10 protein-coding genes, 2 tRNA genes and 3 rRNA genes are annotated in these 17065 nt (G+C 54.4%); 13 read left to right on the top strand and 2 right to left on the bottom strand.

Annotated features, from left to right (window positions below):
- The first annotated feature begins 19 nt into the window (after positions 1-19).
- A complete protein-coding gene (fre, locus tag QE396_RS17940; RefSeq protein WP_014172106.1) occupies positions 20-721 on the top strand; it encodes an NAD(P)H-flavin reductase in 702 nt (233 codons plus the stop codon).
- 182 nt (positions 722-903) lie between these two features.
- On the opposite strand, the gene fadA is transcribed toward fre, so the two are convergent.
- Both fadA and fadB read right to left on the bottom strand, forming a co-directional pair.
- Complete coding sequence (gene fadA / locus QE396_RS17945; RefSeq protein ID WP_014172105.1) at positions 904-2067, bottom strand: acetyl-CoA C-acyltransferase FadA; 1164 nt, start codon at positions 2065-2067, stop codon at positions 904-906.
- Between the two features lie 9 nt (positions 2068-2076).
- Positions 2077-4266 carry a fatty acid oxidation complex subunit alpha FadB gene (fadB, locus tag QE396_RS17950; protein WP_020882870.1) on the bottom strand — a complete coding sequence of 730 codons (2190 nt, stop codon included), beginning with the start codon at positions 4264-4266 and terminating at the stop codon, positions 2077-2079.
- A gap of 190 nt (positions 4267-4456) precedes the next feature.
- Here fadB and pepQ point away from each other — a divergent pair, with 190 nt between their 5' ends.
- The 12 genes from pepQ to QE396_RS18010 all read left to right on the top strand — a co-directional run bounded on the left by pepQ (position 4457) and on the right by QE396_RS18010 (position 17023).
- On the top strand, positions 4457-5788 hold the full coding sequence (gene pepQ, locus QE396_RS17955) for a Xaa-Pro dipeptidase (protein ID WP_020882869.1): 1332 nt from the start codon (positions 4457-4459) through the stop codon (positions 5786-5788).
- Positions 5788-6402, top strand: coding sequence for an IMPACT family protein (locus tag QE396_RS17960; protein ID WP_020882868.1), 615 nt, complete (start codon positions 5788-5790; stop codon positions 6400-6402). Before pepQ ends, QE396_RS17960 begins: the two co-directional genes overlap by 1 nt.
- 41 nt (positions 6403-6443) lie before the next feature.
- A complete protein-coding gene (gene trkH / locus QE396_RS17965; RefSeq protein ID WP_020882867.1) occupies positions 6444-7895 on the top strand; it encodes a Trk system potassium transporter TrkH in 1452 nt (483 codons plus the stop codon).
- A 10-nt stretch (positions 7896-7905) separates the two neighbouring features.
- Positions 7906-8451 carry a menaquinone-dependent protoporphyrinogen IX dehydrogenase gene (gene hemG, locus QE396_RS17970; RefSeq protein ID WP_020882866.1) on the top strand — a complete coding sequence of 182 codons (546 nt, stop codon included), beginning with the start codon at positions 7906-7908 and terminating at the stop codon, positions 8449-8451.
- A gap of 381 nt (positions 8452-8832) precedes the next feature.
- Positions 8833-10372 (top strand): 16S ribosomal RNA (locus tag QE396_RS17975).
- Positions 10373-10442: 70 nt separating this feature from the next.
- Positions 10443-10519 (top strand) — tRNA-Ile (locus QE396_RS17980).
- A gap of 38 nt (positions 10520-10557) precedes the next feature.
- Positions 10558-10633, top strand: a tRNA-Ala gene (locus QE396_RS17985).
- A 180-nt stretch (positions 10634-10813) separates the two neighbouring features.
- Positions 10814-13720, top strand: a 23S ribosomal RNA gene (locus QE396_RS17990).
- Between the two features lie 63 nt (positions 13721-13783).
- Positions 13784-13899 (top strand): 5S ribosomal RNA (rrf, locus tag QE396_RS17995).
- The 16S, 23S and 5S rRNA genes sit together here with 2 tRNA genes alongside, the layout of an rRNA operon.
- A 134-nt stretch (positions 13900-14033) precedes the next feature.
- The gene (gene murB / locus QE396_RS18000) at positions 14034-15062 is read left to right on the top strand and encodes a UDP-N-acetylmuramate dehydrogenase (RefSeq protein WP_020884476.1); all 1029 of its coding nucleotides are present in this window, start codon (positions 14034-14036) and stop codon (positions 15060-15062) included.
- A complete protein-coding gene (gene birA, locus QE396_RS18005; protein WP_020884477.1) occupies positions 15059-16021 on the top strand; it encodes a bifunctional biotin--[acetyl-CoA-carboxylase] ligase/biotin operon repressor BirA in 963 nt (320 codons plus the stop codon). The genes murB and birA overlap by 4 nt, the downstream gene beginning before the upstream one ends.
- Before the next feature lie 6 nt (positions 16022-16027).
- Entirely contained in the window at positions 16028-17023 is a 996-nt protein-coding gene (locus QE396_RS18010) for a glycosyl hydrolase family 8 (RefSeq protein WP_020884478.1), read from the top strand.
- Positions 17024-17065 lie beyond the last annotated feature (42 nt).

Raw genomic sequence — 17065 nt, forward strand, 5'->3', positions numbered from 1 at the left:
TTCACGACAGAGAGAGCGAATGACAACCTTAAGCTGTAAAGTGACCTCGGTAGATGCTATCACCGACACCGTATATCGCGTCCGTTTAGTACCTGAAGCGGCATTCTCTTTCCGCGCCGGTCAGTACTTGATGGTCGTGATGGATGAGCGTGATAAGCGTCCCTTCTCTATGGCTTCTACGCCAGCAGAGCAGGAATTTATTGAGCTTCATATTGGTGCGTCTGAGCTTAACCTGTATGCGATGGCCGTCATGGACCGCATTCTGAAAGAACGTGAAATCGTGGTGGATATTCCTCACGGTGATGCCTGGCTGCGTGAAGATGAAGACCGTCCGCTGATCCTGATTGCGGGGGGAACGGGTTTCTCTTACGTGCGCTCTATCCTGCTGACGGCCCTGGCGCGTAACCCGGATCGCGATATCACCATCTACTGGGGCGGCCGCGAAGAGAAACATCTCTACGACCTGTCTGAACTGGAAGCATTAAGCGTCAATCATCCACACCTGCGCATTGAGCCGGTGGTGGAGCAGCCAGAAGAGGGCTGGCGTGGGCGCAGCGGTACGGTACTGACGGCGGTGCTGCAGGATCACGGCACGCTGGCGGGACATGATATCTATATTGCTGGCCGTTTTGAGATGGCGAAAATTGCCCGTGACCTGTTCTGCAACGAACGTGACGCGCGTGAAGACCGTCTCTTCGGCGATGCGTTCGCGTTCATTTAAATAAAAAACCCGCCCCTGACAGGCGGGAAGAACGGCAACTAAACTTTATCTCTTCGCCACTGGCGCCATAACTGCGTTGGCTGCGCGTGCTCACCCGAATCCCTTACTTCCGTAAGCGCATCGGGCGCCGCTCGCGTGCCGCCGTGTTCTGGCGACACTGGCTGTAAGAACCCCTCGAAGAGTTACACTCGCTCAAATACCGTCGCGATACCCTGACCCAGCCCGATACACATCGTCGCCAGACCAAACTGAGCGTCTTTGCGTTCCATCAGGTTAATCAGCGTGGTGCTGATGCGTGCCCCGGAACAACCCAGCGGGTGACCGAGGGCGATCGCGCCGCCATTGAGGTTAATCTTGTCGTCTATCTGATCCATCAGGCCCAGATCTTTGATGCACGGCAGGATCTGCGCGGCAAAGGCTTCGTTCATCTCAAACAGATCGATATCACTGGTGGTTAAGCCTGCTTTTTTCAGCGCCAGCTTCGAGGCCGGCACCGGACCGTAACCCATAATGGACGGATCGCAACCCACCACCGCCATCGAACGCACCCGGGCGCGAGGCGTCAGGCCTAACTCGCGGGCACGGCTTTCACTCATCACCAGCATCGCGGCGGCCCCGTCAGATAGGGCAGACGAGGTGCCTGCCGTTACCGTACCGGTGACCGGGTCAAACGCCGGGCGCAGCGTAGAAAGGGTTTCTACAGTGGTTTCCGGGCGAATCACTTCATCGTAGCTGAACTGCTTCAAAACGCCGTCAGCATCGTGACCACCGGTTGGGATGATCTCATGCTTAAATGCGCCGGATTGCGTTGCGGCCCAGGCGCGTGCGTGGGAGCGCGCGGCAAAGGTATCCTGCATTTCGCGGCTGATGCCGTGGAGGCGGGAAAGCATCTCAGCGGTCAGGCCCATCATTCCCGCCGCTTTCGCCACGTTACGGCTCATACCCGGGTGGAAATCAACCCCGTGGCTCATCGGCACGTGGCCCATGTGCTCCACGCCGCCGACCAGACAGGCCTGCGCATCACCGGTCATGATCATGCGTGCCGCGTCGTGCAGCGCCTGCATTGACGAACCACACAGACGGTTAACGGTCACCGCCGGAACTGAATGCGGGATCTCCGCCAGCAGCGAAGCGTTACGGGCGATGTTAAAGCCCTGTTCGAGGGTTTGCTGTACACAGCCCCAGTAAATATCGTCGAGCGCAGCGGGATCCAGTGCCGGGTTACGCGCCAGCAGGCTACGCATCAGGTGCGCGGAGAGGTCTTCCGCGCGCACATTACGGAATGCACCGCCTTTTGAACGGCCCATCGGGGTGCGAATCGCATCAACAATGACAACCTTTTCCATTGTGACTCCTTAAGCCGTTTTCAGCTCGCCAACCGGACGGGCTGGCTCAACTGCTGGGTAATAGGGTTCGTTATGGCGCGCTTTGTTACGCAGACCTTCCGGCACGTCATACAGCGGGCCGAGGTGCTGGTACTGCTGAGCCATATCGAGATAACGGGCGCTGCCGAGCGTATCCAGCCAGCGGAACGCGCCGCCGTGGAACGGAGGGAAGCCGAGGCCATACACCAGCGCCATATCCGCTTCTGCCGGGCTGGCGATAATGCCTTCTTCCAGGCAACGCACCACTTCGTTGATCATTGGAATCATCATTCGGGCGATGATTTCATCGTCGGTGAAGTCACGTTTCGGCTGGCTGACATCGACCAGCAGGCCATCCACCGCCGCGTCTTCTTCTTTCTTCGGTTTACCTTTGCTGTCTTCTTTATAGCGCCAGAAGCCCAGGCCGTTTTTCTGACCAAAGCGGCTGGCGTCAAACAGGGCGTCAATCGCGTCGCGGTAATCTTTCTGCATGCGCTGCGGGAAGCCTGCCGCCATCACCGCCTGGGCGTGGTGTGCGGTGTCAATGCCGACCACATCCAGCAGATACGCCGGACCCATCGGCCAGCCGAACTGTTTTTCCATCACTTTGTCGACTTTGCGGAAATCCGCACCGTCGCGCAGGAGTTGGCTGAAACCGGCGAAGTACGGGAACAGCACGCGGTTGACGAAGAAGCCCGGACAGTCGTTGACCACGATTGGGGTTTTGCCCATTTTGCTGGCCCATGCCACGACTTTGGCGATCGTTTCGTCAGAAGTTTTTTCCCCACGGATCACTTCGACAAGCGGCATACGGTGCACCGGGTTAAAGAAGTGCATACCGCAGAAGTTTTCCGGGCGCTTCAGAACGCCTGCCAGTTCGCTAATCGGGATGGTGGAGGTGTTTGAGGCCAGTACGGTATCAGGACGAACCTTCTCTTCGGTTTCCGCCAGCACCGCTTTTTTGACTTTCGGGTTCTCAACGACCGCTTCAACGACCACATCCACACGGTCGAAACCGCTATAGTCCAGGGTCGGGTGGATTGTCGAGATCACCCCTGAGAGTTTCAGACCGTCAATTTTGCCGCGTTCCAGCTGTTTATTCAGCAGCTTGGCCGCTTCGGTCATGCCCAGCGTCAGGGATTTCTCGCTGATGTCTTTCATCACCACAGGCACGCCTTTCCAGGCCGACTGATAAGCGATACCGCCGCCCATAATGCCTGCACCGAGTACCGCCGCCTGTTTTGGCGTCTCAACATTTTTGGTCAGCTGTTTCGCCTTACCTTTCACGAATTGATCGTTCAGGAAGATGCCCACCAGTGCGCGAGCTTCATTAGTGTGCGCCAGCGGAACAAAGCTTTGGTTTTCCAGTTTCAGCGCTTCATCACGGCCAAAGCGGGCTGCGGCTTCAATCGTTTTAACGGCGGTAATGGGCGCGGGGTAGTGTTTGCCTGCCGTCTGCATCACCATCCCTTTGGCGATGGTGAAGCTCATGGCGGCTTCAATTTTGCTGAGTTTCAACGGTTCCAGCTTCGGCTGACGTTTGGCTTTCCAGTCGAGGTCACCATTAATGGCCTGGTGCAGAATGGCGAGGGAGCCTTCAATCAGTTTTTCTGGTTTAACCAGACCGTCCACCAGGCCTATTTTCTGTGCCTGTTCCGCCCCGACATCTTTACCGGCGGCGATGATCTCCAGGGCGCTATCGGCACCCAGCATGCGTGGCATACGTACGGAACCGCCAAAGCCTGGCATGATGCCCAGTTTTGTTTCCGGCAGGCCGATGCGCAGGTCTGGCGTGGCCAGACGATAGTCGGTTGCCAGCACGCACTCGCAGCCGCCGCCCAGCGCGTAGCCGTTAACGGCGGAGACTGTCGGAACAGGCAGATCTTCCAGACGATTAAAGACGCTGTTGGCAAAGTGCAGCCACTGGCTCAGCTGTTCTTCCGGGACCTGGAACAGTGAAAGGAATTCGGTGATATCTGCACCGACAATAAAAGCCGCTTTGTTTGAGCGCAGCAGCAGCCCTTTTAATTCAGATTGTTTTTCAAGCACATCCAGCGCCTGGCCAAGACTGGCCACCGTCGCGGTATCAAGCTTGTTGACTGAGCCGGGGGCATCGAACACCAGTTCGGCAATGCCATCTTCCAGCCAGTTGAGGTACAGGGTGTCGCCTTTGTAGAGCATGTCAGTCTCCTGAATCCAGCAAGTGGATCTGGTCATACCAGATGAGACGGAGTGTGGGATTTATGTTAATAAAATGCAAATTTCTCATTAAGAAATTGCTGCATTGATCACGGTCGGTGGAAATCACGCAGTCGGAGTCAGGTGTGCTAAGATGCGATGACTTGAGCTCAGAAAAATGAAAGGAAGAAAGATGGACTCACTGGCTTCGCTTTATAAAAATCATATCGTTACCCTACAGGAACGTACCCGTGATGTACTGGCGCGCTTTAAGCTGGATGCGCTGTTAATCCACTCCGGAGAGCTGATTAACACCTTCCTGGATGACCATGCGTATCCGTTTAAGGTCAACCCGCAGTTCAAAGCCTGGGTGCCGGTCACGCAGGTCCCAAATTGCTGGTTGCTGGTGGACGGGGTGAACAAGCCGAAACTGTGGTTCTATCTGCCTGTCGATTACTGGCACAACGTTGAGCCGCTGCCGACCAGCTTCTGGACGGAAGAAGTGGACGTTATCGCTTTACCAAAAGCCGATGGCATTGGCAGCCTCCTGCCAGCCGGGCGCGGCAATATTGCTTATATTGGCCCGGTTCCCGAGCGTGCGCTCGGTCTGGATATTCCGGCGGATAAACTCAATCCGAAAGGGGTTCTGGATTATCTGCACTACTATCGCGCTTATAAGACCGACTACGAACTTTACTGCATGCGTGAAGCGCAAAAAACGGCGGTAAACGGTCACCGAGCCGCCCATGAAGCGTTCCAGTCTGGCATGAGCGAGTTCGATATTAACCAGGCGTATCTGACCGCCACCGGCCACCGTGACACTGATGTCCCTTACAGCAACATCGTCGCGCTGAATGAGCATGCGTCCGTTCTGCACTACACCAGGCTCGATCACCAGGTGCCATCCGAGATGCGCAGCTTCCTGTTGGACGCCGGGGCAGAGTACAACGGCTATGCGGCCGACCTGACCCGCACCTGGGCGGCAAATGCGGATACCGATTTTGCACAGTTGATTAAAGACGTTAACGATGAGCAACTGGCGCTTATTGGCACCATGAAAGCGGGAACCAGCTATGTGGATTACCACATCCAGTTCCATCAGCGCATCGCTAAACTGCTGCGTAAGCACCAGATCGTGAAAGACATGAGCGAAGAGGCGATGGTGGAAAACGATCTGACCGGGCCGTTCATGCCGCACGGTATTGGTCACCCGCTGGGTCTGCAGGTTCATGATGTTGCCGGTTTTATGCAGGACGATACCGGTACGCACCTGGCCGCGCCGTCTAAATATCCTTACCTGCGCTGCACGCGTATTCTTGAGCCGCGTATGGTGCTGACCATCGAGCCGGGTATCTACTTTATCGAATCGCTGTTAGCGCCATGGCGTGAAGGCCCGTTCAGCAAGCACTTCAACTGGGACAAAATTGAAGCGCTGAAACCGTTTGGCGGTATTCGTATCGAAGACAACGTGGTGATCCACGAAAACGGTATTGAGAATATGACGCGAGACCTGAAGCTGGCCTGATGGATAGCTGGCTGATACCGGCTGAACCGGTCACCTTTGTTGAGGAAATTAAGAAGAGTCGATTCATTACGCTGCTGGCACATACCGACGGCGTTGAGGCGGCAAAAGCGTTTGTTGAGTCCGTTCGCGCGCAGCACCCTGACGCACGTCACCATTGCGTGGCGTGGGTGGCAGGGCCGCCGAACGATTCACAACAGCTGGGGTTTTCCGATGACGGTGAACCGGCAGGCACAGCCGGTAAACCCATGCTCTCCCAGTTGATGGGCAGCGGCGTGGGTGAAATCACCGCCGTGGTCGTTCGCTACTACGGCGGTATTTTATTAGGCACGGGTGGACTGGTTAAAGCGTATGGCGGTGGGGTTCAGCAGGCACTGAATATGCTGATTACCACCCGCAAAACGCCGCTCACCGAATATACTTTACTGTGCGATTACGGCCAGTTATCCGGCATTGAGGCATTGCTAAAGCAGTTTAACGGCGTCATCGCGCACAGTGACTATCAGGCAATGGTGCAACTGCGCGTGGCGCTTCCGCAGGCGGAACTGGCTGCTTTTTCAGCAAAGCTGGCGGATTTTAGTCGCGGTTCGTTGCAATTGCTGCCGATTGAAGAATAATCCCCACCTCACTTTTTTGAATACCAAAGGAAGCGGCAGAGATGCATTTTCGTGCCATTACCCGAATCGTTGGACTGCTGGTCATACTTTTTTCCGGGACGATGATTCTCCCAGGACTGGTAGCGCTTATCTACCGGGACGGCGCGGGGCGGGCATTTACCCAGACCTTCTTTGTCGCGCTGGCGATTGGCTCACTGCTCTGGTGGCCTAACCGTCGTCAAAAGGGTGAGCTGAAATCTCGCGAAGGGTTTCTGATTGTTGTTCTGTTCTGGACAGTACTGGGAAGCGTGGGTGCGCTACCCTTTATCTTCTCTGAACAGCCTAATCTGACCGTCACGGATGCGTTCTTTGAATCGTTTTCGGGTTTAACGACAACCGGGGCGACCACGCTGGTCGGGCTGGATTCCTTACCGCATGCCATTCTCTTTTATCGCCAGATGCTGCAATGGTTCGGGGGGATGGGGATCATCGTCCTGGCAGTGGCCATCCTGCCTATTCTCGGTGTCGGGGGGATGCAGCTTTACCGTGCGGAAATGCCGGGCCCACTGAAAGATAACAAGATGCGCCCGCGCATAGCCGAGACGGCGAAAACCCTGTGGCTTATCTATGTCTTACTGACGGTCGCCTGTGCGTTAGCGTTATGGTTTGCCGGGATGCCTGCATTCGACGCTATCGGGCACAGCTTTGCGACGATCGCCATCGGCGGGTTCTCGACCCACGATGCCAGCGTGGGTTACTTCGACAGCCCCACCATTAACACGATCATTGCCATCTTCCTGCTGATTTCCGGCTGTAACTACGGTCTGCACTTCTCCTTACTCAGCGGGCGTAGCCTGAAGGTGTACTGGCGTGACCCGGAGTTTCGCATGTTCATTGGTGTCCAGCTTACGCTGGTCATCATCTGTACCGTGGTGTTGTGGTTCCACGATGTCTATAACTCCGCGTTGACTACGTTAAATCAGGCATTCTTCCAGGTGGTGTCGATGGCAACCACCGCCGGTTTTACAACGGACAGTATTGCGCGCTGGCCGCTGTTCCTGCCGGTACTGCTGCTGTGTTCTGCGTTCATCGGGGGTTGTGCGGGGTCGACGGGCGGTGGCCTGAAGGTGATTCGTATTCTGCTGTTGTTTAAGCAGGGGAACCGTGAACTTAAACGTCTGGTCCACCCGAACGCGGTTTACAGCATCAAACTGGGTAACCGTGCCCTGCCGGAACGTATTCTTGAAGCGGTGTGGGGGTTCTTCTCGGCCTATGCGCTGGTCTTCATCATCAGTATGCTGGCGATTATCGCGACGGGGGTGGATGATTTCTCTGCCTTTGCTTCCGTCGTTGCAACGTTGAATAACCTCGGGCCTGGCCTGGGGGTTGTGGCGGATAACTTTGCCAGTATGAACCCGGTCGCGAAATGGATCCTCATCGCCAACATGCTGTTTGGTCGTCTGGAGGTCTTTACGCTGCTGGTGCTGTTCACCCCAACATTCTGGCGCGAGTAAGGAGTCGTCGGTGAAAACACTTATTCTTTTCTCTACGCGGGATGGGCAAACGCGTGAGATTGCCTCATATCTGGCTTCAGAATTAAAAGAGCTGGGGATTTACTCTGATGTGGTGAACCTGAACCGCACGGAGCAGATAGCCTGGCAGGATTACGACCGTGTGGTTATTGGCGCGTCTATTCGTTACGGGCATTTCCATCCGGCGCTGGATCGTTTTGTGAAAAAGCATACGGCAGTGCTCAATAAACTGCCCGGGGCTTTTTACTCGGTCAATCTGGTGGCGCGTAAACCTGAGAAACGTACGCCGCAGACCAACAGCTATACGCGCAAGTTTCTGTTGAGCTCTCCGTGGCAGCCGGACATCAGCGCCGTCTTTGCCGGCGCGCTGCGTTATCCGCGCTATCGCTGGTATGACCGCTTTATGATTCGCCTCATTATGAAGATGACCGGTGGCGAAACCGATACGCGCAAAGAGGTGGTTTATACCGACTGGTCGCAGGTCGCCAGTTTTGCGCGGGAGATCGCACATTTATCAGGCGATTCGCGGCTTAAATAGGCGTGAAGTTTGAAAAGTGAGCGAACGAAAAGTTTTTTGTATTTTGTGCTTGTCACTTCAGAATAACTCCCTATAATGCGCCTCCACTGACACGGAACAACGGCATACACGCCGCCGGGTTAGCGGGGTTCAGAGATGAACACCAACAGAGAAAAGCAAAAATAAATGCTTGACTCTGAATGAGGAAAACGTAATATACGTGACCTCGCGACGGTGAGCTGTAGGCCGCGTCGCAACTGCTCTTTAACAATTTATCAGACAATCTGTGTGGGCACTCAAAGTGACATGGATTCTTAATGTCTTCGGACACTAAATGAATACCAAGTCTCTGAGTGAACATACGTAATTCATTACGAAGTTTAATTCACGAGCATCAAACTTAAATTGAAGAGTTTGATCATGGCTCAGATTGAACGCTGGCGGCAGGCCTAACACATGCAAGTCGAACGGTAGCACAGAGAGCTTGCTCTCGGGTGACGAGTGGCGGACGGGTGAGTAATGTCTGGGAAACTGCCTGATGGAGGGGGATAACTACTGGAAACGGTAGCTAATACCGCATAACGTCGCAAGACCAAAGAGGGGGACCTTCGGGCCTCTTGCCATCAGATGTGCCCAGATGGGATTAGCTAGTAGGTGGGGTAACGGCTCACCTAGGCGACGATCCCTAGCTGGTCTGAGAGGATGACCAGCCACACTGGAACTGAGACACGGTCCAGACTCCTACGGGAGGCAGCAGTGGGGAATATTGCACAATGGGCGCAAGCCTGATGCAGCCATGCCGCGTGTATGAAGAAGGCCTTCGGGTTGTAAAGTACTTTCAGCGGGGAGGAAGGTGTTGTGGTTAATAACCGCAGCAATTGACGTTACCCGCAGAAGAAGCACCGGCTAACTCCGTGCCAGCAGCCGCGGTAATACGGAGGGTGCAAGCGTTAATCGGAATTACTGGGCGTAAAGCGCACGCAGGCGGTCTGTCAAGTCGGATGTGAAATCCCCGGGCTCAACCTGGGAACTGCATTCGAAACTGGCAGGCTAGAGTCTTGTAGAGGGGGGTAGAATTCCAGGTGTAGCGGTGAAATGCGTAGAGATCTGGAGGAATACCGGTGGCGAAGGCGGCCCCCTGGACAAAGACTGACGCTCAGGTGCGAAAGCGTGGGGAGCAAACAGGATTAGATACCCTGGTAGTCCACGCCGTAAACGATGTCGACTTGGAGGTTGTGCCCTTGAGGCGTGGCTTCCGGAGCTAACGCGTTAAGTCGACCGCCTGGGGAGTACGGCCGCAAGGTTAAAACTCAAATGAATTGACGGGGGCCCGCACAAGCGGTGGAGCATGTGGTTTAATTCGATGCAACGCGAAGAACCTTACCTACTCTTGACATCCAGAGAACTTTCCAGAGATGGATTGGTGCCTTCGGGAACTCTGAGACAGGTGCTGCATGGCTGTCGTCAGCTCGTGTTGTGAAATGTTGGGTTAAGTCCCGCAACGAGCGCAACCCTTATCCTTTGTTGCCAGCGGTCCGGCCGGGAACTCAAAGGAGACTGCCAGTGATAAACTGGAGGAAGGTGGGGATGACGTCAAGTCATCATGGCCCTTACGAGTAGGGCTACACACGTGCTACAATGGCGCATACAAAGAGAAGCGAACTCGCGAGAGCAAGCGGACCTCATAAAGTGCGTCGTAGTCCGGATTGGAGTCTGCAACTCGACTCCATGAAGTCGGAATCGCTAGTAATCGTAGATCAGAATGCTACGGTGAATACGTTCCCGGGCCTTGTACACACCGCCCGTCACACCATGGGAGTGGGTTGCAAAAGAAGTAGGTAGCTTAACCTTCGGGAGGGCGCTTACCACTTTGTGATTCATGACTGGGGTGAAGTCGTAACAAGGTAACCGTAGGGGAACCTGCGGTTGGATCACCTCCTTACCTTAAAGAACCTGCCTTTGTAGTGCTCACACAGATTGTCTGATGAAAAACAGCAGTAAAAAACCTCTACAGGCTTGTAGCTCAGGTGGTTAGAGCGCACCCCTGATAAGGGTGAGGTCGGTGGTTCAAGTCCACTCAGGCCTACCAAATCTGTCATGCAGATTTGAAGAGGTTGGTCATACGATGGGGCTATAGCTCAGCTGGGAGAGCGCCTGCTTTGCACGCAGGAGGTCTGCGGTTCGATCCCGCATAGCTCCACCATCTTTTACTGCGAAAACAAGAAAACTTCAGAGTGAACCTGAAAAGGTGCACTGCGAAGTTTTGCTCTTTAAAAATCTGGATCAAGCTGAAAATTGAAACGACACACAGTTAATGTGTGTTCGAGTCTCTCAAATTTTCGCAAGCCGGTGATGAATCGAAAGAAACATCTTCGGGTTGTGAGGTTAAGCGACTAAGCGTACACGGTGGATGCCCTGGCAGTCAGAGGCGATGAAGGACGTGCTAATCTGCGAAAAGCGCCGGCGAGGTGATATGAACCTTTGACCCGGCGATGTCCGAATGGGGAAACCCAGTGTGTTCCGACACACTATCGTTAACTGAATACATAGGTTAACGAGGCGAACCGGGGGAACTGAAACATCTAAGTACCCCGAGGAAAAGAAATCAACCGAGATTCCCCCAGTAGCGGCGAGCGAACGGGGAGCAGCCCAGAGTCTGAATCAGCTTGTGTGTTAGTGGAAGCGTCTGGAAAGTCGCACGGTACAGGGTGAAAGTCCCGTACACGAAAGCACACAGGCTGTGAACTCGAAGAGTAGGGCGGGACACGTGGTATCCTGTCTGAATATGGGGGGACCATCCTCCAAGGCTAAATACTCCTGACTGACCGATAGTGAACCAGTACCGTGAGGGAAAGGCGAAAAGAACCCCGGCGAGGGGAGTGAAAAAGAACCTGAAACCGTGTACGTACAAGCAGTGGGAGCCTCTTTATGGGGTGACTGCGTACCTTTTGTATAATGGGTCAGCGACTTATATTCTGTAGCAAGGTTAACCGTATAGGGGAGCCGAAGGGAAACCGAGTCTTAACTGGGCGTTAAGTTGCAGGGTATAGACCCGAAACCCGGTGATCTAGCCATGGGCAGGTTGAAGGTTGGGTAACACTAACTGGAGGACCGAACCGACTAATGTTGAAAAATTAGCGGATGACTTGTGGCTGGGGGTGAAAGGCCAATCAAACCGGGAGATAGCTGGTTCTCCCCGAAAGCTATTTAGGTAGCGCCTCGTGAACTCATCTTCGGGGGTAGAGCACTGTTTCGGCTAGGGGGCCATCCCGGCTTACCAACCCGATGCAAACTACGAATACCGAAGAATGTTATCACGGGAGACACACGGCGGGTGCTAACGTCCGTCGTGAAGAGGGAAACAACCCAGACCGCCAGCTAAGGTCCCAAAGTCATGGTTAAGTGGGAAACGATGTGGGAAGGCACAGACAGCCAGGATGTTGGCTTAGAAGCAGCCATCATTTAAAGAAAGCGTAATAGCTCACTGGTCGAGTCGGCCTGCGCGGAAGATGTAACGGGGCTAAACCATGCACCGAAGCTGCGGCAGCGACGCTTATGCGTTTGTTGGGTAGGGGAGCGTTCTGTAAGCCGTTGAAGGTGTCCTGTGAGGGGTGCTGGAGGTATCAGAAGTGCGAATGCTGACATAAGTAACGATAAAGCGGGTGAAAAGCCCGCTCGCCGGAAGACCAAGGGTTCCTGTCCAACGTTAATCGGGGCAGGGTGAGTCGACCCCTAAGGCGAGGCCGAAAGGCGTAGTCGATGGGAAACAGGTTAATATTCCTGTACTTGGTGTTACTGCGAAGGGGGGACGGAGAAGGCTATGTTAGCCGGGCGACGGTTGTCCCGGTTTAAGCATGTAGGCGGAGGTTCCAGGTAAATCCGGTTCCTTATTAACGCTGAGGTGTGATGACGAGGCACTACGGTGCTGAAGTAACAAATGCCCTGCTTCCAGGAAAAGCCTCTAAGCATCAGGTAACATCAAATCGTACCCCAAACCGACACAGGTGGTCAGGTAGAGAATACCAAGGCGCTTGAGAGAACTCGGGTGAAGGAACTAGGCAAAATGGTGCCGTAACTTCGGGAGAAGGCACGCTGATATGTAGGTGAAGTCCCTGCGGATGGAGCTGAAATCAGTCGAAGATACCAGCTGGCTGCAACTGTTTATTAAAAACACAGCACTGTGCAAACACGAAAGTGGACGTATACGGTGTGACGCCTGCCCGGTGCCGGAAGGTTAATTGATGGGGTTAGCGGCAACGCGAAGCTCTTGATCGAAGCCCCGGTAAACGGCGGCCGTAACTATAACGGTCCTAAGGTAGCGAAATTCCTTGTCGGGTAAGTTCCGACCTGCACGAATGGCGTAATGATGGCCAGGCTGTCTCCACCCGAGACTCAGTGAAATTGAACTCGCTGTGAAGATGCAGTGTACCCGCGGCAAGACGGAAAGACCCCGTGAACCTTTACTATAGCTTGACACTGAACACTGGTCCTTGATGTGTAGGATAGGTGGGAGGCTTTGAAGCGTGGACGCCAGTCTGCGTGGAGCCAACCTTGAAATACCACCCTTTAATGGCTGGTGTTCTAACGTAGACCCGTAATCCGGGTTGCGGACAGTGTCTGGTGGGTAGTTTGACTGGGGCGGTCTCCTCCCAAAGAGTAACGGAGGAGCACGAAGGTTAGCTAATCCTGGTCGGACATCAGGAGGTTAGTGCAATGGCATAAGCTAGCTTGACTGCGAGAGTGACGGCTCGAGCAGGTGCGAAAGCAGGTCATAGTGATCCGGTGGTTCTGAATGGAAGGGCCATCGCTCAACGGATAAAAGGTACTCCGGGGATAACAGGCTGATACCGCCCAAGAGTTCATATCGACGGCGGTGTTTGGCACCTCGATGTCGGCTCATCACATCCTGGGGCTGAAGTAGGTCCCAAGGGTATGGCTGTTCGCCATTTAAAGTGGTACGCGAGCTGGGTTTAGAACGTCGTGAGACAGTTCGGTCCCTATCTGCCGTGGGCGCTGGAGAATTGAGGGGGGCTGCTCCTAGTACGAGAGGACCGGAGTGGACGCATCACTGGTGTTCGGGTTGTCATGCCAATGGCACTGCCCGGTAGCTAAATGCGGAAGAGATAAGTGCTGAAAGCATCTAAGCACGAAACTTGCCCCGAGATGAGTTCTCCCTGAGACTTTAAGTCTCCTGAAGGAACGTTGAAGACTACGACGTTGATAGGTCGGGTGTGTAAGCGCAGCGATGCGTTGAGCTAACCGATACTAATGAACCGTGAGGCTTAACCTTACAACGCCGAAGATGTTTTGGCGATGAGAGACGATTTTCAGCTGATACAGATTACAGAATTTGCCTGGCGGCTTTAGCGCGGTGGTCCCACCTGACCCCATGCCGAACTCAGAAGTGAAACGCCGTAGCGCCGATGGTAGTGTGGGGTCTCCCCATGCGAGAGTAGGGAACTGCCAGGCATCAAATAAGTGAAGAGGCCATCCGAAAGGATGGCCTTTTTGCGTTTTTATCCCTTCCTCGTTTCTCTAAACTAATCACCTATCCCCCCGTATATACGGTAAACTATCCCGGTTTTTGTCTCAGGATAGCGTCTATGAATCACTCCCTTAAGCCCTGGAATACCTTTGGCATTCAACGTAATGCTAATAAAATTGTACGTGCCGATACTGCACAGCAACTGCTGGATGCCTGGCAAAGCGCAACAGAACAAGACGAACCTGTACTGATTCTGGGCGAAGGAAGTAATGTCCTGTTTCTCGATGATTTTGCGGGAACGGTGATCGTTAACCGCATCATGGGAATTGATGTGGAAGAGCGCGCCGATAGCTGGCATCTGCACGTTGGCGCCGGTGAAAACTGGCATCATCTGGTGCAATACACCCTGGACAAAGGGATGCCAGGACTGGAAAACCTTGCCCTTATCCCTGGCTGCGCCGGATCATCCCCCATTCAAAATATCGGTGCCTATGGCATCGAACTGAAACACGTTTGTGAATACGTAGATTGTATTGAGCTGTCGACCGGCGCGGCTCAGCGTTTAACCGCTGAACAGTGCCGTTTTGGCTACCGTGACAGTATTTTCAAGCATGAATATCAGGATCGCTACGTGATTGTCGCCGTAGGCCTGCGTCTGTCAAAAAACTGGCAGCCGGTGCTGACCTACGGTGATTTAACGCGTCTCGATCCCGAAACGGCGACTGCCCGTGACGTCTTTGACTCGGTTTGCCATATGCGCATGACCAAACTTCCTGATCCTAAAGTGAATGGAAATGCGGGAAGCTTCTTCAAAAACCCGGTTATCAGCAGCGAAAACGCCCAAGCGTTTCTTGCAGGTTGGCCTGCCGCACCCCATTACCCACAGGCGGATGGTAGCGTGAAGCTGGCCGCGGGCTGGCTTATAGATCAATGCCAGTTAAAAGGTGCCTCCGTGGGCGGTGCGGCCGTTCATCGCCAGCAGGCTCTGGTGCTGATTAACCAAAACGATGCGACCAGCGAGGATGTTGTCCAGTTGGCCCATCACGTCCGTCAGCAAGTGGGCGAAAAATTTAACGTCTGGCTGGAGCCAGAGGTCCGCTTCATTGGCCGTACGGGTGAAGTGAATGCCGTGGAGGTTATCGCGTGAAGGACAATACTATCCCTTTAACCCTGATAAGCATTCTTGCTGACGGTGAATTCCATTCCGGCGAGCAGCTGGGTGAACACCTGGGCATGAGCCGTGCCGCCATTAACAAGCATATCCAGACCCTCCGCGACTGGGGTGTCGATGTCTTTACGGTACCCGGAAAAGGCTACAGCCTGCCGGAGCCGATTCAGCTGCTGAATGAAGAGCTGATCCGCAGCCAGGTAGAGCACGGCAATGTTGCGGTCTTGCCGGTGATCGATTCGACCAACCAGTACCTTATGGATCGACTCAGCGAATTATCTTCCGGGGATGCCTGTGTAGCCGAGTACCAGCAGGCCGGGCGTGGCCGTCGAGGCCGCAAGTGGTTTTCGCCATTTGGTGCCAACCTCTATCTCTCCATGTACTGGCGTCTGGAGCAGGGTCCCGCTGCTGCTATTGGCCTGAGTCTGGTCATCGGGATTGTGATGGCAGAAGTGCTGCACGATCTGGGCGCTGATGAGGTGCGGGTGAAATGGCCAAACGATCTTTATCTGAACGATCGTAAACTTGCCGGTATTCTCGTTGAATTAACGGGTAAAACAGGCGACGCGGCGCAAATTGTCATTGGTGCAGGCCTCAATATGGTAATGCGCAATGTACAAAATGACGTGGTGAATCAGGCGTGGACCAATCTGCAGGAAGCGGGGATCACCATCGATCGCAACACCCTTGCCGTGCGTATGATTAAAGAATTACGCAGTTCGCTTTCGCTCTTTGAACAAGAGGGGCTGGCATCCTTCCTGTCCCGTTGGGAAAAGCTGGATAACTTTATTAACCGTCCGGTGAAATTGCTGATTGGTGATAAAGAGATCTACGGTATTTCCCGCGGCATCGACGCACAGGGCGCGTTGCTCCTGGAGCAGGATGGCGTGATCAAACCCTGGGTGGGCGGTGAGATTTCACTGCGCAGCGCGGAATAACCCATTATGCGAAAACCCGCATGCGCCGCTCTGGCCGTCATGATGAGTTTACTGTTCTCCCCCCTCTCTCAGGCGGGCCAGGCCTGGGAGAGTTACAAAGCACGCTTCTTTACGCCGGAAGGGCGGATTGTCGATACCGGCAACGGCAATGTTTCGCATACTGAAGGCCAGGGCTTCGCCATGCTGATGGCGGTGGCTAACGACGATAAAGCCACGTTCGATAAGCTCTGGAAATGGACTGACGGTACGTTAAAGAACAAAGAAAATGGTCTGTTTTACTGGCGTTATAACCCTGCCGAGTCCAACCCGATTGCTGATAAAAATAACGCCGCCGATGGCGATGTCCTGATTGCCTGGGCGCTGTTGAAAGCGGATACGCGCTGGCATGACAAACAGTACAGCGCCGCATCGGATGCGATAACGAAAGCACTCATTAGCCACACCGTGACCCGTTATGCGGGTTACCGCGTGATGCTGCCCGGCGTCCAGGGGTTTACCCTCGACGGTGAGATCGTGCTTAACCCCTCTTATTTCGTCTTCCCGGCCTGGCAGGCCTTTGCCAGCCGCAGCCATTCGCCGGTCTGGGGCAAGTTGATTCAGGATGGCCATCGCTTGCTGGCAAAAATGGGATCGGGTAAAGCCAGACTTCCCACGGACTGGGTCTCACTGGGCTCTACGGGCACGCTGTCCCCGGCCAAAGCCTGGCCGCCACGGATGAGCTACGACGCGATCCGCATTCCACTTTACCTGGCCTGGTCTGATAAGAAGAGCCCGCTGTTAACGCCGTGGCGAGCCTGGTTCGGTCAGTTCCCCCGCGAACAAACTCCCGCATGGGTAAACGTGACGACCAATGAATATGCGCCTTACATGATGGAAGGGGGGCTGCTGGCGGTACGTGATTTAACGATGGGACAGCCATCCGGAGAACCCGAGATCACTGCAAAGGATGATTACTACTCCGCAAGCCTGAAAATGCTTGTATGGCTTGCTGAACAGCCATAACGGAACGGGTGAGCCCTCTCCCCTGGGGGAGAGGGAAATGCG

Origin of the sequence: Enterobacter sp. SORGH_AS_0287 (assembly GCF_031453695.1) — a bacterium.
Lineage (GTDB): Bacteria > Pseudomonadota > Gammaproteobacteria > Enterobacterales > Enterobacteriaceae > Enterobacter > Enterobacter ludwigii.